Origin of the sequence: Arthrobacter sp. efr-133-TYG-120 (genome assembly GCF_030209785.1) — a bacterium.
Taxonomy (GTDB): domain Bacteria; phylum Actinomycetota; class Actinomycetes; order Actinomycetales; family Micrococcaceae; genus Arthrobacter.
In genome coordinates this window covers 67,825-87,922 of record NZ_JARVRI010000039.1, presented here as the reverse complement: position 1 = coordinate 87,922, position 20,098 = coordinate 67,825, and the positions used below count along the sequence as shown (strand labels likewise).

General features: G+C 63.6%; 18 protein-coding genes and 1 pseudogene. 13 read left to right on the top strand and 6 right to left on the bottom strand.

Features of this window, described 5'->3' with window-relative positions; translation table 11 throughout:
* Both QRN51_RS20835 and QRN51_RS20830 read left to right on the top strand, forming a co-directional pair.
* A partial coding sequence (locus tag QRN51_RS20835) for a hypothetical protein (RefSeq protein ID WP_284991724.1) occupies nucleotides 1-308 on the top strand: 308 nt, incomplete at its 5' end.
* Between the two features lie 17 nt (nucleotides 309-325).
* Complete coding sequence (locus tag QRN51_RS20830) at nucleotides 326-613, top strand: hypothetical protein (RefSeq protein ID WP_284991723.1); 288 nt, start codon at nucleotides 326-328, stop codon at nucleotides 611-613.
* A 170-nt stretch (nucleotides 614-783) separates the two neighbouring features.
* Here QRN51_RS20830 and QRN51_RS20825 read toward each other — a convergent pair whose 3' ends face one another.
* Nucleotides 784-963 carry a hypothetical protein gene (locus QRN51_RS20825; RefSeq protein WP_284991722.1) on the bottom strand — a complete coding sequence of 60 codons (180 nt, stop codon included), beginning with the start codon at nucleotides 961-963 and terminating at the stop codon, nucleotides 784-786.
* A 65-nt stretch (nucleotides 964-1,028) separates the two neighbouring features.
* Here QRN51_RS20825 and QRN51_RS20820 point away from each other — a divergent pair.
* Together QRN51_RS20820 and QRN51_RS20815 are read left to right on the top strand one after the other, a co-directional pair.
* Nucleotides 1,029-1,361 (top strand): annotated as a pseudogene (locus tag QRN51_RS20820) (LLM class flavin-dependent oxidoreductase); the annotation flags it as partial.
* Nucleotides 1,362-1,506: 145 nt separating this feature from the next.
* A complete protein-coding gene (locus QRN51_RS20815) occupies nucleotides 1,507-1,860 on the top strand; it encodes a TraR/DksA family transcriptional regulator (protein WP_284991721.1) in 354 nt (117 codons plus the stop codon).
* Between the two features lie 892 nt (nucleotides 1,861-2,752).
* On the opposite strand, the gene QRN51_RS20810 is transcribed toward QRN51_RS20815, so the two are convergent.
* The 4 genes from QRN51_RS20810 to QRN51_RS20795 form a co-directional block, all read right to left on the bottom strand.
* Nucleotides 2,753-3,715 carry a carbohydrate kinase family protein gene (locus QRN51_RS20810; RefSeq protein WP_059389025.1) on the bottom strand — a complete coding sequence of 321 codons (963 nt, stop codon included), beginning with the start codon at nucleotides 3,713-3,715 and terminating at the stop codon, nucleotides 2,753-2,755.
* A gap of 122 nt (nucleotides 3,716-3,837) precedes the next feature.
* Nucleotides 3,838-4,632: an ATP-binding cassette domain-containing protein gene (locus tag QRN51_RS20805; RefSeq protein ID WP_284984946.1), complete on the bottom strand. Its 795-nt coding sequence runs from the start codon at nucleotides 4,630-4,632 to the stop codon at nucleotides 3,838-3,840.
* Nucleotides 4,629-5,675: an ABC transporter permease gene (locus QRN51_RS20800; RefSeq protein ID WP_234750546.1), complete on the bottom strand. Its 1,047-nt coding sequence runs from the start codon at nucleotides 5,673-5,675 to the stop codon at nucleotides 4,629-4,631. The genes QRN51_RS20805 and QRN51_RS20800 overlap by 4 nt, the downstream gene beginning before the upstream one ends.
* 96 nt (nucleotides 5,676-5,771) lie before the next feature.
* Nucleotides 5,772-6,887 carry a substrate-binding domain-containing protein gene (locus QRN51_RS20795; RefSeq protein ID WP_284991720.1) on the bottom strand — a complete coding sequence of 372 codons (1,116 nt, stop codon included), beginning with the start codon at nucleotides 6,885-6,887 and terminating at the stop codon, nucleotides 5,772-5,774.
* 166 nt (nucleotides 6,888-7,053) lie between these two features.
* On the opposite strand from QRN51_RS20795, the gene QRN51_RS20790 reads away from it, so the two are divergent.
* Both QRN51_RS20790 and QRN51_RS20785 read left to right on the top strand, forming a co-directional pair.
* On the top strand, nucleotides 7,054-8,052 hold the full coding sequence (locus tag QRN51_RS20790; protein ID WP_284991719.1) for a LacI family DNA-binding transcriptional regulator: 999 nt from the start codon (nucleotides 7,054-7,056) through the stop codon (nucleotides 8,050-8,052).
* Between the two features lie 49 nt (nucleotides 8,053-8,101).
* Complete coding sequence (locus QRN51_RS20785; RefSeq protein WP_284991718.1) at nucleotides 8,102-8,395, top strand: putative quinol monooxygenase; 294 nt, start codon at nucleotides 8,102-8,104, stop codon at nucleotides 8,393-8,395.
* 196 nt (nucleotides 8,396-8,591) lie between these two features.
* On the opposite strand, the gene QRN51_RS20780 is transcribed toward QRN51_RS20785, so the two are convergent.
* Nucleotides 8,592-11,114, bottom strand: a complete 2,523-nt coding sequence (locus QRN51_RS20780) for a glycoside hydrolase family 32 protein (RefSeq protein WP_284991717.1) — start codon at nucleotides 11,112-11,114, stop codon at nucleotides 8,592-8,594.
* A 460-nt stretch (nucleotides 11,115-11,574) separates the two neighbouring features.
* Between QRN51_RS20780 and QRN51_RS20775 the strand changes: the two genes are divergently transcribed.
* The 7 genes from QRN51_RS20775 (at nucleotide 11,575) to QRN51_RS20745 (ending at nucleotide 20,013) form a co-directional block, all read left to right on the top strand.
* Nucleotides 11,575-12,645: a LacI family DNA-binding transcriptional regulator gene (locus QRN51_RS20775; RefSeq protein ID WP_284991716.1), complete on the top strand. Its 1,071-nt coding sequence runs from the start codon at nucleotides 11,575-11,577 to the stop codon at nucleotides 12,643-12,645.
* 79 nt (nucleotides 12,646-12,724) lie between these two features.
* On the top strand, nucleotides 12,725-14,401 hold the full coding sequence (locus QRN51_RS20770; protein ID WP_284991715.1) for an ABC transporter substrate-binding protein: 1,677 nt from the start codon (nucleotides 12,725-12,727) through the stop codon (nucleotides 14,399-14,401).
* Nucleotides 14,402-14,528: 127 nt separating this feature from the next.
* A complete protein-coding gene (locus tag QRN51_RS20765) occupies nucleotides 14,529-15,506 on the top strand; it encodes an ABC transporter permease (RefSeq protein ID WP_284991714.1) in 978 nt (325 codons plus the stop codon).
* 10 nt (nucleotides 15,507-15,516) lie between these two features.
* Nucleotides 15,517-16,443 carry an ABC transporter permease gene (locus QRN51_RS20760; RefSeq protein ID WP_059389029.1) on the top strand — a complete coding sequence of 309 codons (927 nt, stop codon included), beginning with the start codon at nucleotides 15,517-15,519 and terminating at the stop codon, nucleotides 16,441-16,443.
* Nucleotides 16,440-17,393, top strand: coding sequence for an ABC transporter ATP-binding protein (locus QRN51_RS20755; RefSeq protein WP_284991713.1), 954 nt, complete (start codon nucleotides 16,440-16,442; stop codon nucleotides 17,391-17,393). The genes QRN51_RS20760 and QRN51_RS20755 overlap by 4 nt, the downstream gene beginning before the upstream one ends.
* Complete coding sequence (locus QRN51_RS20750) at nucleotides 17,390-18,460, top strand: ATP-binding cassette domain-containing protein (RefSeq protein WP_284991712.1); 1,071 nt, start codon at nucleotides 17,390-17,392, stop codon at nucleotides 18,458-18,460. Before QRN51_RS20755 ends, QRN51_RS20750 begins: the two co-directional genes overlap by 4 nt.
* Nucleotides 18,457-20,013, top strand: coding sequence for a glycoside hydrolase family 32 protein (locus QRN51_RS20745; protein ID WP_284991711.1), 1,557 nt, complete (start codon nucleotides 18,457-18,459; stop codon nucleotides 20,011-20,013). The genes QRN51_RS20750 and QRN51_RS20745 overlap by 4 nt, the downstream gene beginning before the upstream one ends.
* Nucleotides 20,014-20,098 lie beyond the last annotated feature (85 nt).

Below are 20,098 nucleotides of genomic sequence, written 5' to 3'. Positions count from 1 at the left end.
GGGGCAAAGGAACAGCGCCGTTCCTGGACCCGGAAACCCACGAACAACCCATGCCACGGGCCCAATGGATCAACCCGGACACCGGTGCCGCGGTCGCGGTCGTCCCCATCTGGACCGAGGATCCCCAGCACCGTTCCTTCGGGGTCTTCTACCTCCCCCCGTCCGGTGACATCTGGGTCCTGCGGCCCGGCTACACGAACTACCTCGAAACCGACCCCAAAAACCCCGGGCAAGTCACCCTCCGCAACGACGCCTTCAGAAAAGCCGTCGCCCACGCCAAGGAATTCATCTACGGAATCCAACCCTAAATTCCCAGGAGCACAGAATGACCCCTTCACAGATCAGCCAGTTCCTTCGGGACTGCATTGTTAACGACGCGAGCGATTCAGGGATCAACGCCGACGCGTTCTATGGGCTTTACGTCAGCTGGTGTTCCTTGAACCGGAGAGTCCCCGTGCCCGACCAGGCTTTCCGCACCGCACTCCGCCTCGCGGGCCTTCGCCCGGAAAAGACCGGAAAGGGCTGGACGTTCCCGAGCCTGCGCATGACCGGACCAGCAGCAACCGACTACATCCTCAACAGCAGCGCCCAAACCCCGGCGGACCCAACGTAGAGCGGGCGGTCACCGTCCGGCCGGACGCCATGACGCGGCCGGGCACTGTTTCCAGCTGGCGTCCGGCGCCCACACCGCTCCACGTCTTCAAAAGGATCTGTGCCCTGCTGCTTCCCGGCAAACGGCCCAAGGATGATGGACCGGGGTCAAGGTAACGCGCCAATGCCTGGTCACCCTGCGCCGGGCACTGGCGCAGCGAAACAATCGCCGAACGCCACCCGGCCCCGCATCAGGGGCCGGGCGAAGCGGGTCAGCTCCACGACGTCGTAATCCTCCAAGGGCGCCTCGAACACGCCGAACTCGGACTCCAGCGGCAGCGCGCTCTTGACCTCGCCCGGCGGGGCGGTCATCAGGACGCCGACGGGAAATGTACCATCGGGGTACGTGCCGGCGTCACCGATCGGGTGTCCCCGGTGTGTCGCAGGGCCTGGTGGTGATCCCAACTGATTTGGCTTCGCCGGGTCAGCGGGAGAAATACCAGTGGTATGTTGATGAACGCACTCCCCGCACACGGGCGCCGCAGGGGGCAAGGGGCATGCTGTTCGCCGCGGATCTGATCGGTACCAGCGACGAGATCGCCGAGCAGCTATACGCACACGCAGGATTCCAGGAAGTCGACGAGGTGGCGTTTGCGCTGCCCTTCAGCTTCGACCACGAGGATTACATCCAGATCCTCACCGACATCGCCAGCAAACTCGGTCCAGCCCTGGGATGGACTCCCGCGGAAGTCCGGCGCGACCCACAGTAGGCGTCACGGCCTTCGATCGAGCACACGTTGGGCATTCCTGGGCGGCTGTGCGCTGCCGAGTCGCGGTGCTCCCAGTCGTCAGAGCAGTCCCACGAGCTCGCGGCCTGGCCCACTCAAGCTCAACTGTGCGGTAGCCTTTCGTCCCATGGTCGATGCGAAGCGGTTCCGAGTACTCCTTGAGGAGGAACGTGACCGCAAGGTTGCGCTCTTGAAAGCCCTCCTTGGGGACATCACTTCGGTAAACGTCGCCAGGCAGTACGCGAACGTCGACGACGAACACGATCCGGAAGGGAGCACGATCGCTTTCGAACTTTCCCAGGCTTCCGCACTCATGGAGCAGAGCCGGGTGGGCCTGGAACAGATCGAGGCCGCTTTGCTGCGGATTGCCAACGGGAGTTACGGACTGTGCGCCGTGTGCGGCAAGCCCATCGCGGAGGGTCGCCTGGAGGCAAGGCCTTGGACTCCGTATTGCATAGAGCACGCATCCGGTCAAAGCTAAGCCAAGGCGAATACCCCTCCCGCCACTCGTTGCCAACGAGGCACGACCCGGCGTGAGGCCCGGCTGAAGCATCCCGCTGTCGACGACGCCGGTAAAGCCTGGAAGGCAATCACAGCTGCGACCTCGCCGGCACCCCCGGCCGACCCAACGGCACCCCGGACGCTCAATGGATATGGGGTCCTTGTCGCTGTTGCCCGTCATCGGCGTCGAAATTTCACCCGGAGCAACGCTGTTGGTAGCGCGCGTGCGCAACGGACTGTGGAAGCACTAGCGCCGCCAGCGGACTATCGCTTCTGCCTCCTCGGATGGCCTGTTCCCTGTCCACAGCCGGGGACCAATTTCCCCGCGGCTCAAAGGAGAGGTAGCGAGGCTGCGGGTCCGTGGATACGAGCCACGGGTACCGGGGGTGGCTGCATCACCCTGGACACCAACCACATCGGCGTGACGGGATGAGAAAGCCGAGACAAACACGGCGAGTATTGGTCCGGCCTGATCCTGGACCCCGGACAGGACGGACCCGTGCACTTCCAAATCGAAATTCGACGGGTCCACCTTCCGAGCTGCCGCCTCGCTCGACGGGAAAGATGGACCCGGCTCGGGGCCTACTGGATATCAGCTTCATCAGCGACGACCCATGCCGGGCTCTTGCGTTTCACTGGAGCTCTCGCTGGGATTACCGCAAAAGGATCTGGCGGCGCGCTCCTGGAGCGCCGACTTTGAGAGCGTGACCAATCGTGGCCAATGCCCCGGACTCTCAGCTGTGGCTTCCGTCGCAGTGCAGGAACATGAAGAGCATTAGCGTCGTTGAAGGTCTCGATTCTTGGCCTGAATGAGCGCACACAAATGGACGGCGGTGCGTGGAACTGACAGCCCGAGATCGGGCGATGGCCGCTCAGGAATAGGCGACGGTGTGCCGACGTCGCCGAGGGCCTGCCAGACGCGTCTGCAACTCTTCGGCGGTAGGCGGGTTGGCGCCTGGACGGCTCACTGTGATTGCGGCGGCCATCGACGCGGTCTGCCCAATGGCTTCGAGCCCGGGCGGCGTAAACGCCTCGTCGCCCCGGGTCAGCAGTTCAAAGATGAGTGCGGCCATGTAGGCGTCGCCTGCCCCGATGGTGTCGGCAACCTTGGTCTTCACGGATGGGATGCTGAACCGGGCATCGGGTGTGGCCAGCAGGGCACCCTCTGCGCCCTTGGTGATGACGGCCAGGCGCGCGCCCTGTTCCAGTAAATGGGAGAGGACCTCGTCCGGGGAGAATGCGGGGTACAGCCAGTGTGCATCTTCGTCGCTGAGTTTCACGACGTCCGTGAGCGGGAGCAGGTCCTCGAAGACTGACTGCGCCTCGGAGTGACTGCCGAGGAGAGCCGGGCGGATGTTGGGGTCGTAGGTGACCAGGCATGATTGGTGGCATTGCTCGAGGAGGGTGCGGACTGTGGCGGCTCCTGGCGCGAGAAACGTGGCGATCGAGCCCGTGTGGAGAACTTTCGGGATCATGGCCGGCGCCACAGGTGCCAGCTGCCAGGCGATGTCGAACTCGTAGCTGGCGGAGCCATCGGCGGCCAAGGTGGCGGTGGCGGTTGCTGTCCGTTCAAGGGAAATGGATCCGGGAAGAAGCCGGACGCCTGCGCTGTGGAGGTGGTTGGTGATGGCGGTGCCGTGTTCGTCGTCGCCGATCGCTGTGAGCAGCCCGGTCGGGATGCCGAGCCGGCCAAGGCCGTAGGCGACATTTGCCGGGGACCCGCCTGGATAGCTGATGGATCCTTCGGGGCCGTTGACGACGTCGATCAGGGCTTCGCCGATAACGATGACGTCCATCTGGTCGTGGGCGGGGGCGGCCGGTTGGAGCTTGTGCATCGTGGTTCTTTCTTCGGATTGCCGTTGGTGGGAGCCCCGGGATGGATCCGTCCACGGACCTGTTGGCAGGTCCGCGGACGGAGAAGGGGCCCCGAGGGAGCGGGAAGCGCCGATCGGCCCTGTCAGGCCTTGGCTGCGCCGGTCATGATCGCGACGGCGTCGGTCATGCTGTGGGACTGCGGGGTGATGGTGGCCGCGCACTTGCCCAGGCGCTGGATGTGGATCCGGTCTGCCACATCGAACACGTGTGGCATGTTGTGGCTGATCAGGATGACCGGAAGGCCGCGGTCGCGCAGGTCGCGGACGAGCTGGAGGACCTGGTTTGATTCGCGGACGCCCAGGGCGGCGGTCGGTTCGTCAAGGACGACGACCTTGGAGCCGAAGGCAGCCGCGCGGGCAACCGCGACGGCCTGGCGCTGGCCGCCGGAGAGGTTCTCTACCGGCACCGTGACGTCTTGCAGGGTGGAGATGCCCAGGCGTGTCAGTTCTTCCTTGGCTTTCCTGCGCATGCCTTTGGTATCGAGCATCCGGAACACGCTTCCCAGTAGGCCGGGGAGGCGCTCTTCACGGCCGAGGAACAGGTTCGAGGCGACATCAAGTGCCGGGGAGACAGCCAGGTTCTGGTAGACGGTTTCGATGCCGTGGACCCGGGCGTCCTGCGGGCGTTTGAAGTGCACCTGCTGTCCGGAGACATAGAGCTCCCCGGTGTCGGGGATTTCGGCGCCAGTCAGGCATTTGATGAGCGTGGACTTGCCGGCGCCGTTGTCGCCGATGACGGCCAGGACTTCGCCCGGGTACAGGTCCAGGCTGACACCGTCGAGTCCAACGACGCGGCCGAAGGTCTTGACGAGGTTCCTGGCTTTGAGGATGGGTTCGCGGGTGGCGGTGTGGGAGGCTGAAAATTCTGTCATGGTCATGACTTGACCTTTCGGATCCACTGGTCGATAGACACGGCAACGATGATCAGGATGCCGACGGCGAGAGTCTGGTAGAGGACGTCCAGGCCTGCGAGTGAGAGGCCGTTGCGGAAGATGCCGACGATCAATGCGCCAAGCAGTGAACCCCAGATGGAGCCACGTCCGCCGAAGAGGCTGGTTCCACCGATCACGACGGCGGTGATGGAGTCCAGGTTCAGATCGACCCCGGCGTTCGGGCTGGCGGCATTGGTGCGGCCGATCTGGATCCAGGCGCCTACGGCAAGAACTGCGCCCGCGGCAAGGTAGACGCTCATGAGGACCCGGCTGACGGGAATACCGGCAAGACGGGCCGCTTCCTTGTCATCGCCGACCGCGTAGACGTGCCGTCCCCAGGCGGTCTTGCCCAGAATGAAGGCGACGACGACGTAGAGCAGGATCATCATCACGACTCCGGTGGAGATGCGGACGGGTCCGATCGGGAACGTGCTTCCCAGCCAGGTGAGCACCGGCGGCATCGCGGATCCGCGCACGGTGCTGCCGCCGGAGTAAAGGAGCGTCAGGGCGACGAAAATGTTCAGCGTTCCGAGGGTGACGATGAACGGCGGGAGCCGGAATCTGGTCACCAGGAAGCCGTTGAGAGCCCCGGCAGCCAGACCGACGGCGAGACCTGCAATGAGGGCGAGCGGCCCGGGGATGCCGTTGCTGACTGCAAGCTGGGCGATCACCATCGAGGACAGGATCATGACCGCCCCGACCGAGAGGTCAATGCCGGCTGTCAGGATGATCAGGGTCTGGGCGATCGCGAGGGTGCCCACCACCGCGACCTGCTGCGTGATGAGCGACAGGTTCTCCACCCGCAGGAAGCGCTCATTGAGGATCCCGAAGACTACCACCGCGATCAGCAGGACAATGGCGGGGCTGAGGGCCGGGTAGCGGTGGAGAATGTTGCGGATTCTGCTGAGAGGGGTCTGGCGGTCGAGGAATTCCTCGGCCAGGTCAGCATGCCCGGCGCTCGGCGGGCCGGCGGTCTGTTGCTGGGTCACTTGAATAGCTCCTGAACTTCAATGTTCTATGACTGTTGTCGTGCTGGGTGTGCTGCGGGGAGACGCCTTGGCACGGCTCCCCGCAGAGGGGAGGCTTTACTTGCCCCAGCAGATCTGGGAAGCAGCCGTGGTGTCGATGCTCTGCAGTCCCGAAACTGCCTTGTCCGTGACGAGTGCGGAGCCGGTGTTGAAGAAGTCCAGGCCCGCGGAGACCGTGGGCTTCTTGCCTGAGGTGGCCAGGTCCTGAATCGCCTGGACACCGAGCTGGGCCATCTTCACCGGGTACTGCTGCGCGGTGGCGCCGATGATGCCGGCCTTGACGTTGTTCACGCCGGTGCATCCGCCGTCGATGGAGACGACCAGCACGCCCTTTTCCTTGCCCGCGGCCTTCAACGCCTCGTAGGCGCCTGCCGCGGCCGGCTCATTGATCGTGTAGACGACGTTGACGTTCGGGTTCTTCGACAGCAGGGTTTCCATCGCGGTCCGGCCGCCGTCCTCGGCGCCCTGGGATGCCTGGTTGCCTACGATCTCGTAGTCTCCGCCCTTACCGCCGGTGTACTTGCCAGTCTTTGCCTCATCGCCGTTCTTGGTCTTGTCGGCGGTGTCGATACCCAGGCCGGTCAGGAACCCCTGGTCGCGGTTGTAGTCAACGGAGACGACCTTGTCGCTGAACAAGTCGACCAAGGCGATGGTGGCCTTCTTGCCGTCGAGCTGCGCTGCAGTCCACTGACCGATCTGCTTGCCCGCGGCGAAGTTGTCCGTCGCGAAGGTGATGTCCACGGCACTCGCCGGGTCCGGCGGGGTGTCCAGGGCGATCACATACAACCCCGCGTCACGGGCCTTCTTGATCGCATCGACGACGGCGGGACCGTTCGGGGTGATCAGGATGCCCTTGTCGCCCTTGGAGATGGCGTTTTCGATGGCCTGGATCTGGGTGTCCTCGTCGCCGTCGGACTTGCCCGCGGCAAGCTTCAGGTCGATGTTTCCGCCCTCTGCTGCCTTCTTCGCACCGTCTTCCATGGCGACGAAGTACGGGTTGGAGGTGGTCTTCACGATCAGCGAGACGCCGATCTTTCCTGCGGCGCCTCCGCTGGACGACGAGCTGGAGGAACTGCCTCCGCAGGCGGTCAAGCTAAGTGCGCCGAGGGTCAGGACTGCGCCGGCGGCAAGAAGGCGGGTCGCGGCCGACCTCGGGGCTTTGGAACTCAACATTGAAACTCCTGTGTTTGTGGCGCCCTTCCGGCGCTAGACAACGATGTCATGTATCATGTAACCAAGCTCACACTGTGGAGTCAAGTGTTAATCGATGATGAGGAGCAGTTCGTTGACAACGGTGTCTAATCGTTACCAATCCGATTCCGGGCGAAGGCCTCCGACGATGAAAAACGTCGCGGATCTCGCTGGAGTTGGCATCAAGACGGTCTCGAGAGTCGTGAACAACGAACCCGGGGTTTCGGAGGAAACACGCCAGCGGGTGCTCAGGGCTTCTGAACAGCTGCAGTATCACCTGGATATCACCGCGGGCAGCCTGAAACGGTCCGGACGCAAAACGCAGTCCATCGGGTTGTTGCTTCCCAGTGTGTCCAACCCCTTCAGCGGGGAGATCCACAGGGCACTGGAAGACGCACTGGCTGAACGGGGAATCGCCGTTTTCGCCTCAAGCCTGGACGACGATCCCGACCGGGAGAAAAAGCTGATTTCCGCTTTCCTGGGCCGTCGGGTGGACGGACTAGTGCTGACCCCGATCGCCAGAAGCCAGGCCTACGTCATCCCGGAACACTCACGGAACCTGCCCATGGTGTTCATCGACCGCGAGCCGGTAGGCATAGAAGCTGACGCGGTCGTCACGGACAACGAGGTGGGCGCCGCGAAGGCGGCCGCACACCTCATCCGCCACGGCCACACCAGACTGGCCTACCTCGGAGACCGCACCGACATCCAGACCGCAACGAAACGCCGCACGGGGTTCCTGGAGGAAATCGGCAGGGCCGGCATTGCAACCTCGACCATCCCGGTGCGCAACGGACTTCACGACGAGGAGACCGCCCTCCGGGCAGCGCTCGAGCTGCTCACCTCGGAGAACCCTCCCACGGCGATCTTCTCGAGCCAGAACCTGGTCACCTTCGGTGCCATGCGCGCGCTGAAGTCCCTCGGGTTGCACCACAGCGTTGCCCTGATCGGATTTGACGACTTCACCCTGGCCGACATGATGGAACCCGGGATCACCGTCATTGCCCAGCACCCTGAGCGCATCGGCAGGACCGCCGCGGAGCGGATCCTTGCCAGAATCGATGGTGACGACGGCGCCCCGAAAACCTACATCGTCCCGTCGGAACTGATCCCCAGGGGATCCGGCGAGATCCTGCCGCTGACCTAGCAGCCAAGACTTCGGAACAACCCGACACCAACCAAGCAAAGGACCCGACATGACCAAAACACTGTATGCGGAATTCACCGTCAGGCCAGGCAGCGAAGCCAGGGTGGCCGAAATGATGGCCGAGCTCACCGTCCACGTCCGCCGGGAGCCCGGGAACGTCATGTTCCTGCCCTACACCCGCGAAACCAACCCGCGGGAATACTTCGTGTTCGAGGTCTACCGTGACCAGGCAGCCTTCGAGGAACACATCAGAGCGGAATACGGCCGGAAATTCAATGCCGAACTCGCCGAGCACATCGAAGAAGACGGCTCCGTCCTGACCTGGCTTCATCCAATGGTTTAGGGCCTGGCCAAGGCCGAAAAGCGCGCAGAGGCAGGAACGAACAGAGCCTGGCTCCTCAGGATGACGGTCAGCTGGCTGCTCTCCTGGCCCAGCATAATTGCCCCGGTACGTGCATGATTCAGGGTCGGACAGCTACGGCGCCCACAACGGTGAAGTTGCGGGCGCCGCGGTCTGATCAATGCGATGGGGCGTCCGGTTATTGCCAGGCCGACTTCATCTGCTTGACGTCCAGAGAAGTGAGAACAGCATTTCCTCCGTTGGCGAAAGCTTCGATGCCTTGGCTGGACGGGTCCGGGAAGATCTGGTCTGTCAGGACGATTTTCCCGTCGTCCGCGAAGACTTCGACCGAGGACCAGTCAACCAGGATCCGGAGTTTGACCGTTCCTCCGCTTGTCGTCAGTGGCGCGGTCTGGACTCCGGGGAAGCTGGGGTTGAATCCCACGGCGCCGGACTTGGTCCGGTCAATGTAGGCCTGTCCGGACTTGTTGTCATAGCCGATGAGTGTTTCCTGGCCGGACCCGGTGCGGACTTTCAGTCCGTAGGAGCTTGCAGTACCGGCAGTGAAGGACGCCGTAATGTCGAGCGCCTTCCCTGTGGCCGGCAGGACGGTGCTTCCGGCAGGGACGGACATGTTCTCCTTGTGGACTGACGGCCCCGTAGTGAGCTGGTTGAGTTGGTTGACCGGTGTCTGCACCAGGCGGGGTGCGCCGTCGACGGTTTGGAGGGACAGCTCCCGCGGGACGGTCATGGCGCTGCGCCACGGTGAGGTGGGAATGGATCCTCCATAGTCCCAGTTGTTCATCCAGCCGATCATGATCCGCTTGCCGCCAGGGGCGTCATTGAAGGTGACACCGGCGTAGTTGTCCCTGCCGTAGTCGACCCAGTGAGCGCGTTGGACTGCGGATTGTGCCGCCGTGTCTGAGAGGGTGAAGTCGTCGGCCAGGATGTGTCCCCAGCCGCCGGTGTTGTGGTCGACGACCTGGATCTGCGCCTGCTTGCCCATCAGGTCGCTCAGGTCCCACGACGCCCAGTCCAGGTTCTCGCTGTTTGCACCCGTGGCGGAGCGCACCACCTTGCCGTCGACGACGAGATTGACGGAGGTCTGAGTGTCCCAGGGCTTGGCCGGGGCATTGGCGAAGACTATGTCGCCCACCATGAGATGGCCCCAGCCGGTGGATCCGTCGTTCTGGTCCACGACCTGGATCTGGGCCTGCTGGCCCTGGTACTTGCTCATGTCCCAATTCGTCCACGTCAGGTCAGCGCTGTTGGGGCCCGTGGTGGTTGCGACGACCTTGCCACCGACGATCAGGTTGACCGCGGTCGGGTTCGACTGGCCCCAGGGGTGGTTGCCGCCAGCGACCTGCAGGTCGATATACGGGCTGTTGACCGTGAACGTCGGGGAGGTGATGGTGCCCGTGCCGATCTCGCCTTGGGGCGCGTAGGTGTCCAGCACCTTCGGGCCGAGCTGGTTGGGCAGGCTCTCGGTCGAGGGCCCGGAGCTGGCGAACGAACCGGTGGCGGTCCAGCCGGCCCCGTAGGTGGCCCCGGAGAAGTCGTTGAACACGGTCCCGGCCGGCAGGGTGCCGAACGGGACGGTGTCGGCGGCGTAAGGGTGGTTGCCGCCGCCGACGAGGAAGTTCAGGTGGGATTTGTTGACGGTGAAGGTCTGGGAACTGAGTGTTCCGGTGGGGCCGTCACCGCCGTTGAAGCTGTTGACGAAGCCGGTTCCTTCAAAGCCTGTAACGCTGGACTGGCCCGGCAGGCTTCCTGTGGCCGGGACAGTGCCGAAGGCTGTCCCGGTGGTTTGCCAGCCATCGTAAGTACCGTTATCGAAGTTTCCCAAAGATGTCCCGGCCGGGGGGACATAGGGTTTGTCATCCGAGGTGAACTTGGTGCCGTCGAAACTTCCCGTGAAATATTGGACGCCCGAACCTCCGGCGATCCCGCCCGGGTTGAGGTTGACCGTCAGTACCCACTTCTGTTTGCCGGGGTTGGCGGGATCCGGCAGGGGGAACAGGTCAGGACATTCCCAGGCGCCGCCTGTGGCGCCTGCAGGCCCGAAATCGCTCAGATGCTTCCAGGTTTTCAGGTCTGGAGAACTGTAAAAAGTCACCTTGTGCTGGTCGGACAACACGGCTGACATTAGCCACTCGTGTCCGGCCTCGTACCAGAAAACTTTCGGGTCCCTGAAATTGTTTGACCCGATGTCCAGCACCGGGTTCCCGGAATTGTATTTGGTGAACGTCCGGCCTTTGTCCGTGCTGTAGGCGAGTGCTTGGGACTGCTTCCCGGTAGCCTTGTCGGCGGCAGTATAGATTGCCACCATGGCGGGGTTGCCCGGCTGGCCAAAGCCCGTCGTGTTGTCTTTATCGATGACAGCACTGCCCGAGAAGATCATGTTTTTGTCGTCCTGCGGAATGGCGAGCGGGAGCTGCGTCCAGTGCACCAGGTCCGTGCTGACGGCGTGGCCCCAGGACATGTTGCCCCAGGTGTCCCCCGAGGGGTTGTACTGGAAGAACATGTGGTATTCGCCTTGGTAGTAGACCAGGCCGTTCGGGTCGTTCATCCAGTTCGTCGCCGGGCTGAAGTGGAACTGGGGTCGGTATGTCTCGGAGTAGGGCGCGGAAGTTCCGACCGCGCCGGAAGCCGTAGCAGCCGCCCCGGAGGTGTCCGCGGCCAGGGCCGGGGCGGACAGCGGAAGGGCGCTGCCAGCGGTCATAGCGGCGGCGAGGATCAGGGCGTTGAGGCGTTTTTTTGATTTTGGTCGGGGTGTCAGACCGGGACCGGAATGTGTGCGGCGCACGTATTCACCTTTCGTGTCGACGGTGACAGGCAGGTAATGCCGGTTGTCGCTCGGCTAGTTGTGTGGGGGCATTGATCGACTCAAATGCTGCACTTGCGTCAGATCCACCGAACGAAGACAACGTTGTCAAAAAGGGAACCTACGGCTTGTCCACCGGACAAGTCAACAGTCAAATCCTCCGACGCCCGGCCTGGCTCAAGTGTTCGTGAACCAACTGCCCGCATGCCGGTGGAAGCCGTTGACAGCTACGAGGTAACGCGTGTAACCTCAATCACACCGCTGAAGGTAACTCGCGTTACTTGCCAACGATTGCGATAGGACCTCAGACCGAACCCTTGGTACTGCGCGCAGGATCAACGAAGACACGGAGCATTCAATGGCGAAAACCACCACCCCCCAGAAAGCCGCGGCTGTGCGGCAGCGGGGTGTCACCATGAGTGATGTCGCCCAGCACGCCGGTGTCTCCCGGACGGCGGTCTCGTTCGTGCTGAGCAACCGCGAAAACGCCAGCATTTCTGAGGAAACGCGCATCCGCATCAACGACGCCGTCCAGGCATTGGGTTACCGCCCGAATGCCGGAGCGCGCGCACTGGCTTCCCAGCGCAGTGATTGGTACGGACTCGTCACCGAGATCGTGACGGCCCCGTTTGCGGTGGACATCATCAAGGGCGCCCAGGATCAAGCCTGGCTTGACCACCGGTTCCTGCTCATCGCGCCTTCCGACCAGGCCGATGCCGTAGGACCCAACCAAGGCCTGGAAGATGCAGCAACGGAAAAGCTGCTGGAACAACGAGTGGAAGGACTTTTGTACGCGGCAACATACCACCGCGGGGTACATGTTCCGGAAAGCGCCCACGAGGTTCCCACTGTCCTGATAAATTGTTTCGACGCGGACGGGAAGCTGCCTTCGATCGTCCCGGACGAGCGCGGGGGCGGCAGGGTTGCCGTCGATCGTTTGCTCCGGGCCGGCCACAGCAGGATCGGAGTCATCAACCTGGACCCGCACATTCCCGCGGCCGTCGGGCGTTTGGAGGGTGCCCGCGAAGCACTCGCCGGCGCCGGGCTCGAACTGGATCCGGAGCTGGTGGTGTCCGGGCATGCGACGGCGGATGGAGGCTACGAGGCGGCGTGCCAAATCCTGGATCGTTATTCCCAGCAGGACAGGCCGACCGCACTGTTCTGCCTCAATGACCGCATGGCGATGGGCGCTTATGACGCCATCAAGGAACGGGGACTGACCATCCCCGGTGACATCGCCGTGATCGGCTTCGACAACCAGGAACTGATCGCGGCCTACCTCAGGCCAAAACTGACCACGGTTGCGTTGCCCTTCGAAAAAATGGGCGCACTGGGAGTCCAGACGCTCGCAGCTCTCACAGCAGGACAGCCGATCACTGCCGACCAGCAATTGGTCGACTGTCCGCTGCTAGAACGCTCTTCGGTCTGACCGCGAAATCAAGTTTCGAAGAGCAAACCCTTACCCACCCCTTCACCTTGCTGATGAAGATAGGAAAGAGATACCCATCATGACACAACCCCGACTCTTGAGGTCTGCCCGCATTGCAGCGGCCGGACTGGCTGTGGGTGCAATGCTGCTGACCGGCTGCGCTGCCACTGTCAACAAGTCCGCCGGCACCGACGCCGGAGCCAACGCGAACGCCTTCCTGACCATCCCGCGTGAGGACATGAGCACCTTCGACCGTAACTTCAACCCCTTCGCCCCCACTGTGAACCCCATGGTCCAGCAGGCCATCTACGAACCCCTACTGGTCTTCAACCCGGCCAAAGGCAACACCGTCCCCTGGCTGGGCGCCTCCTGGGACGCTGCCAAGGACGGCAAGTCCGTCACCTTCACCCTGCGTGACGGCGTGAAGTGGTCCGACGGGCAGCCTTTCGTCGCCGATGACGTGGCCTACACCTTCCAGCTGCAGAAGAAGCTCAAGGGCGGCTTCGAGTACCTGGATTCCGTCACTCCGGCGGGCACCGACAAGGTGACATTCACCTTCAACAAGCCCTGGTCCCCCGCGCTCTATGAGATCGGGCAGCTCCCCATCCTCCCCAAGCACATCTGGTCATCCATCGCCGATCCGGCGAAGGACACCAACGCCAACCCCGTGGGAACCGGCCCCTACACCCAGGTGGACAGCTTCCAGTCCCAGTCCTTCGTGCTGAAGAAGAACCCGAACTACTGGCAGCCTGACAAGCAGAAGATCGCCGGCATCAAGATGCTGGCGATGTCCGGAAACGATGCCGCCAACCTGGCCAGCGTCAACGGCGATGTGGACTGGTCCACCCAGTTCATCCCGAACATCGAGAAGACCTTCATCTCAAAAGACAAGGACCACCGCCACTTCTGGTTCCCGCCGACGGGCGCCATGATCAACTGGCAGTTGAACACCAGCAAGGCGCCGTTCAATGACGCGACGGTGCGCAAGGCCCTGAGCATGGCGGTTGACCGTGACCAGGTCACCAAGATCGGCATGAGCGGGTACGCCACTCCGGCCGACTGCACAGGCCTCTCCGGCAACTACGCGAGCTGGAAGAACGCCGATGTGGCGAACAACTGCACTTGGACCAAGCTGAATGTCGACGAAGCGAACAAGATGCTCGACGGCGCCGGCTACCCCAAGGGCGCGGACGGCAAGCGCACCCTCAAGGACGGCAAGCCTTTCGAGTTCAAGATCTCCGTGGGCGCCAGCTCCTCCGACTGGCTCTCCGTGGCCAACGTGATCTCCCAGAACCTCCAGGCCATCGGCGTGACCGCCAAGGTGGACTCCCCTGACTGGGCCTCCGTCGTCTCCGGCTACGAGCAGGGAACGTTCGACACCGGCATCGTCTGGAGCGCGAACGACCCCAGCCCGTTCAAGTACTTCAGCTCCACCATGGGCACATCCACCGTCAAGCCGGTGGGCGCCAAGGCCACCGAGAACTACCACCGTTTCGGCGATCCAAAGGCCGATGATCTCCTGCAGCAGTTTGCTTCTGCTGGCGACGAAGGCGCACAGAAGCAGATCGCGAACCAGCTTCAGGCGGAATACAACGCGGTGGCCCCGACGGTTCCGCTGTTCTCCGGCCCCGAATGGGGCGACTACACGGACGTTCACTTCACGGGATGGCCCACTCAGGACAACCCCTACGCAACGCTCTCTGACCGCTCCCCCACCACGGTCCTGGTCCTGACCACCCTGGAACCGCGCAAGTAGCCGGCGCCACTTCTCGGCCGGTGGCTGCAGTTGCCATATTCCGGTTCCCACCGGCCGAGAACCTTTTCATCTTTCCCGCCCGGGACCATTGTCGTCCCGGACCCCGCCTTTCCCGAACGGAGCAACCGTGCGCTTCATCCTGCGCCGCCTGGGTTTTTACCTGATCGCCTTCTGGGCCTCCATCACCCTGAACTTCCTGCTCCCGCGTTTCATGCCGGGAGACCCCGTCTCACGCATGTTCGCCCGTACCCAGGGCAAGATGCAGCCCGAACAGATCGAAGCCCTGCGCAAGATGCTCGGCGTGGATACGCGGCCGCTCTGGGAACAGTACGTCGACTACATGCACAACATCCTGACCGGCCAGATGGGTGTCTCCATCTCGCGTTTCCCCACCCCGGTCACCGAGGTCATCGCCAGCCAGATCGGCTGGACCCTTTTGCTGGGCGGAACCGCCCTGGTGTTCGCCGCCATCATCGGCAATCTCCTCGGCATGCTGGCCGCCTGGCGGCGCGGCGGCGCGATCGACTCCGCCCTGCCGCCGCTCCTGATCTTCATCGGATCCTTCCCGTACTTCTGGCTGGCCATGGGAGCCCTGTACCTGTTCGGTGTAGTCCTGGGCTGGTTCCCGATCCGCCACGCTTTCACGGATGGTCTGGAGCCCGCGTTTACCTGGGAGTTCATCGGCGACGTCGGTGCTCACCTTGTGCTCCCGGCGCTGACGATCGTCCTGGTGTCCATCGGCGGCTGGATGCTCGGCATGCGGAACACCATGATCGCCACGAACGCCGAGGACTACATCACCATGGCCGAGGCCAAGGGTCTCCGGCCGGGCCGCATCATGCTCCGCTACGCGGCAAGGAACGCCATGCTCCCGTCGGTCACGAGCTTCGGCATGAGCCTGGGCTTCGTGGTGGGTGGTGCAATGCTGACCGAGGTGGTGTTCGCGTATCCCGGCGTCGGCTACCAACTCCTCAACGCCGTCCAAGGCCTCGACTACCCGCTTATGCAGGGCCTGTTCCTGACCATCACCGCCGCCGTGCTGCTGGCGAACTTCCTCGTGGACATCCTCTACGTCCGCCTCGACCCGCGTGTGCGCAGCAACTGAGGGATCCATCATGACAACCGCAATTCTCAAGCAGCCCACTGAGCCCACGGCTGCCCGCAAGCCCAACCGCAGTTTCGTCCACGGACTTATCACCAACAAGAAGGCCCTGGTGGGCATGATCGTGATGCTCGTGTTCATCGCGCTTGCGTTGCTGGCCCCCGTGCTGTTCCCCGGAGACCCATCGCGGATCACCGCGATGGCCTCGCTGGAACCGTCTCCCGAGCACTGGCTCGGCACCACGGCCAAAGGCCAGGACGTGCTTGCCCTGACTGTCCATGGCTCCCGCAGTTCCTTGTTCGTCGGGTTGACTGTGGGCTTCGCATCCACCTTCATCGGCATTTTGGTGGGCCTGGCGTCGGCGTACTTCGGCAAGTTCATTGACGAAGCACTGTCCCTGGTGACCAACGTCTTCCTGCTCCTGCCCGGGCTCCCGCTCCTTGTCATCCTGGCAGCTTTCCTGCCGCCGGGTTTGGGCACGGTAATCCTTGTGCTCGTGGTCACCGGCTGGGCTGGGTCGGCACGTGTATTGCGCTCCCAGGCGTTGTCCATCCGCTCAAAGGACTTTGTGGCCGCGGCCGTGGTGTCCGGCGAACGGGCGGGCCGCATCATGTTCCGCGAGATCCTGCCGAACATGGCATCGATCGTCATGGGAACCCTCCTCGGCTGCGTGATTTACGGCATCGGCGCCCAGGCAGGCCTGGAGTTCCTTGGCCTGGGTGACGTGAGCACCGTTTCCTGGGGCAACAACCTCTTCTGGGCCGGCAACGAGGGAGCCCTACTGACCGGCAGCTGGTGGGTCTTTGTTCCCTCGGGTGTCTGCATCGCGCTGGTCGCGTTCGCACTTGCGCTCATCAACTACGCCGTGGACGAGGTCACTAATCCGCGGCTGCGGAAGATCAAAACCCCAAAGAATACCGAAAGGAGCGCCGCCAAGTGACAGTCTCCCAAGTTTCCTTCGGCTCCCACGAGCCCGTTCTCGACGTCAAGAACCTCACCGTCAAGTACATCGGCGACACCCGCTCCACCACCGCCGTCGACCGTGTTACCTTCAGCATCGGCACCGGTGAGGTGTTCGGGCTGGCGGGCGAGTCCGGCTGCGGCAAGTCGACCATCGCCAACTCGATCATGCGGCTGCTCAAGGACCCCGCAAAAATCGCCGCCGGCAGCATCTCCTTCGGCGGCAAGGACGTCCTGGCCATGAGCCCGGAGGAACTGCGGCGTTTCCGCTGGCAGGACGTGGCGATGGTCTTCCAATCGGCCATGAACTCGCTGAATCCGGTGCTCACCATCGGCGAGCAGATCGTGGACATCTTCACCACACACGCCGGCTACTCCCGCAAGGAATCCCTCCGACGCGCGGGCCAGCTGCTGGAACTTGTCCGGATCGACTCCGCTCGACTCACGTCCTACCCGCACCAGCTTTCGGGCGGCATGCGCCAGCGTGCGGTGATCGCGATGGCCGTGGCGCTCAAGCCGTCCCTCCTGATCCTCGACGAACCCACCACCGCCCTAGACGTGGTGGTGCAGCAGGAAATCATGGCCCAAATCAAGGAACTCCAACGCGAACTGGGATTCTCCGTCCTCTTCATCACCCACGACATGTCCCTCATGGTGGAGCTGTCGCACCGCATGGCCGTGATGTACGGAGGCCGGATCGTGGAGACCGCGAAAGCCCAGGACGTCTACGCCAACCCTCGCCACCCCTACACGCAGGCACTGATGGGTGCGTTCCCGCCGCTGACCGGTCCGCGGGTTCCGCTGACCGGACTGCCCGACGGCGTGAAGTTCCGGAACATCCCCGACCTCACCGAAGCAGCACCCGGCCATTTCGTGGCTCCGTTTGGTGCCGACGCTGAAGCAGCCGTCCTGGAAGGAGCCGCACGATGAGCCACGCTGTGCTGTCATCCCAGCGCCCCTCCGCCGACACAGAAGCTACGGCCCTCGAGGTCCGCGGACTAGGAAAGTCTTTCGCAATAGGTGGTTTGTTCTCCCGGGAGTCCGTCCGGGCCCTGCACGGCGTAGACCTGACCATTGGCCGCGGAGAAATCGTGGCCCTCGTGGGAGAGTCCGGGTCGGGTAAGAGCACCCTGGCCCGCTGCGTTGCCCGGCTCGAGAAGCCGAGCGCCGGGGAGATCCTGCTTGACGGCGTCGACGTCCTCAAGCGCGACCGCTTCCAGGCATCGAGAGCGTTCCGCTCCCAACTTCAGATGGTCTTCCAGGATCCGTTCGGCTCGCTGAATCCTGCCCATAGAGTGGAGCACTTCCTGCGGAGGTCGCTAGCGATCCATCGGAAGGGCGGCAGCTCCGAGACTGAGACACAGCGGCGACTCGAGGAGCTTATGACCACCGTGGGCCTGCAGGCCGACATGTTGAACTCCTACCCGCACGAGCTCTCCGGCGGGCAGCGCCAGCGAGTCGCGATCGCCCGGGCCCTCGCCGTGGAACCACAGGTCATCCTCGCCGACGAACCCACCTCCATGCTGGATGTTTCGGTCCGGATCGGCGTGCTGAACCTGATGCGCAAACTCCGCGATGAGCAGGGAATCTCCATGCTTTACATCACACACGACCTCGCTTCGGCCCGATACCTCGCGGACCGGACGGCCGTCATGTTCGCGGGAGAGCTCGTTGAAGAGGGCGAGTCCTTGGACCTCCTGGCCAACCCGGCCCACCCGTATACGCAACTGCTGGTCTCAGCCGTCCCGGATCCGGCCCGGGCGGGCTCCTACGATCCCGTCCGCCGGGCCGAGCTGCGACAGGCTGTGATGGCTTCTACCAGCTGCGCTTTCGACGGCGACCCAAACCAGGCCTGCTCGGCCGAGGAACCCGTTCGCCACGGTGTGGGCAACCCCGAAAACCGCCACTGGGTGCGCTGCCACCTCTACCGCCCGCAGGCTGGAACCGGCGGCCACGCCCTGGCAACTGAACCTACGGACAGCAAGGCCTCCGCATGACTGAATCGACGCACCCGCTCGGCACCGTCCCCCAGGACGAACTGATTGCACGCGCCGATGCGGACCCCCTTCGGCCGCGCTTCCATTTCGTGTCCCCGGCCGGTTGGCTGAACGACCCCAACGGCGTGAGCCAGTGGAACGGCACCTATCACCTCTTCTACCAGTACAACCCCGAAGGCGCCTTCCACCACCGCATCCAGTGGGGCCACGCCACCAGCACCGACCTCGTCCACTGGATGGACCAGCCGGTGGCACTGGAACCGTCCGCAGGTCCGGACGCCGACGGCTGCTGGTCGGGGGTGTTGGTGAACGACGGAGGAACACCCACCTTGGTGTACTCGGGCCGGCTGGGCAAGCAGGAGTTGCCCTGCGTTGCCGTCGGATCCGCAGACCTCCTGAGCTGGAGCAAAATTCCTCAGAACCCGGTCATCGCAGCTCCACCGGCCGGAGTGGACATCACGGCGTATCGCGATCACTGCGTATGGCGCGAGGGTTCCATCTGGCGGCAGTTGGTGGGATCGGGCATCCGTGGGCGCGGCGGCACGGCGTTCCTGTACGAGTCGGAGGATCTGCGCGCCTGGGAATACATCGGGCCCCTGTTCATCGGCGACGCCTCACAGGGCGATCCTGCCGATTCCGATTGGACCGGGACCATGTGGGAATGCGTGGACCTGTTCCGGGCACGCGGGGGATCGTTGGGTACGGTTCCTCCTTCTGGCGACGCGCCCGACGTGCTGGTCTTTTCAGCATGGGACGACGGCGACACCAGACACCCGCTGTACTGGACCGGTCGCTATTCGGAAAACTCCTTCGAGCCCACCGGGCTGCATCGGCTCGACTACGGTGGACAGTTCTTCTATGCGCCGCAGTCATTCCAGGATGAGTCCGGCCGACGCATCATGTTTGGTTGGCTTCAGGAGGGCCGCAGCAATGCCGCGATGGTGGAGGCCGGGTGGTCGGGCGTCATGAGTTTGCCGCGCGTCACAACCGTGGCCGACGACGGAACCCTGGTGTTCGCGCCCGTGCCTGAAATCGAGAAGCTGCGCCGGGACCATGTGGGCCTGTCGGAACAGGAATTGGTGCCCGGGGCACCTGTGCCTACCGGGGTGACCGGCAGCCAATTGGACCTCGAACTGGATGTGCAGCTCGAGCCGGGTGCTGTGCTGCGACTGGGCTTGCTGGGATCGGCTGACGGTGGCGTCTCCGGTAAATCCAAGGAGAAAACAGTGATCGAGCTGTGCCGGACTACTGAAGGCGACGGCCAAGGCACACTCCGCCTCGACCGGGCTCAGAACAGCCTCGATCCAACCGTTGACGTCGACGACAAGTCCGGACCGCTCCCGATGCCCGACGGCCGGGTGCACCTGCGCGTCCTGGTGGACCGATCCGCCGTCGAAATTTTCGCCAACGGCAAGCCGCTCACCGCCCGCGTTTACCCGACCCTGGCCGGCGAGCACGTGAGCCTGACCGCCGAGGGTACCGTGAGGCTGCTCTCCTTCGATGCCTGGACCATGGCTGAGATCTTTGGAGGAGCCCGGGCCCTCTTCCCCTAATTCAGGATCCGACCTCTCCCGCCTTTGGATTCATGTCCACATCGCTCTATCACCTAAGACATCCAGCTCATGGCCGGGGCATCCC